Consider the following 931-nt stretch of genomic DNA (forward strand, 5'->3'; position numbering starts at 1 on the left):
TCTTTGGATGGAGTCGCCTTGCATCCAAATTCTAATTCGCCTAAGTGGCCGTAACGTGTGTTCGGATATCTCATACTTCCTCCTGTTCTCGTTGAATGGGAATATGAGTGGCGCGTTCGATGCAATAGTTCTGCAAAGGGTCCTTGTCCACTCGCTTTTACTCGCCTATCAAACTACTCATAATTTGTATTTACCGAAACCGGCGAATTAGTTACTGCGCCACTCGCTGTAGGTGATTCCAGCAAGTGTTCGCCAAGCGCAGTAACGCTTCAAAAGACGGCGAAAATTTATCGGTAATTGCGCTTAAATCTCTTTTGGTCAGCTTGCGATTTGCCTCATGCTCTGCCAACACCATCAGCACTTTTTCTGCACTTAATCCGGTTTCCCTAACCAGAATTAGGGCGGTATGAAAGTCGGGGGTTCGCGTTCCTTTGACGTAGTTGTCCAAGGTTTTCTGAGGTATTCCCCATTCTTTCGCAAGGCTATTCACAGTTCTTCCTTTGACAGCCTTGGCTATTAATTCTTCGTAAATCATATAAAACTCCAATTACAAAGTTTGTACGTTTGGGCTAACATTCGTTTTGAATTAGCCCATTTGTACTTAGTTCATTTGGGCTATTCATACGATAGCACAAGTACGCGTGTACTAAGCGAAACGGCTAGTCTCGCGAATTTTCATCTTTTTCTATTCAGTCTAGAGGCTCGAAAAAATGGCTAAGTCGATCATTGAAATCATCCACGTTGTTCCCTTGTCCGGCGTCGGCAAAAAGTCCGGTAACGCTTATGACATGCGCTTTGCGCAATGCATCGTCCACCACGTCAATAAGAAAACGGGCAAGTGGAACCGCTCGTTGGTGAACTGCTTCTGCCGAAGCAATACAACGATATTCCGCGAGGGATGTACAAAGTTGATTTCCGCCTGTCGGTCGCA

General features: G+C 45.3%; 2 protein-coding genes. Both read right to left on the minus strand.

The window, feature by feature from the left end:
* Positions 1–211: 211 nt before the first annotated feature.
* Entirely contained in the window at positions 212–535 is a 324-nt protein-coding gene (locus I5W_RS29070; RefSeq protein WP_050010661.1) for a transcriptional regulator, read from the minus strand.
* 154 nt (positions 536–689) lie between these two features.
* Positions 690–931, minus strand: a 242-nt coding sequence (locus tag I5W_RS32825; RefSeq protein ID WP_217284447.1) for a hypothetical protein, incomplete at its 5' end; no start/stop codon positions are given.

Origin of the sequence: Herbaspirillum sp. B65, assembly GCF_000333555.1 — a bacterium.
Classification (GTDB): Bacteria; Pseudomonadota; Gammaproteobacteria; order Burkholderiales; family Burkholderiaceae_D; genus Herbaspirillum; species Herbaspirillum rubrisubalbicans.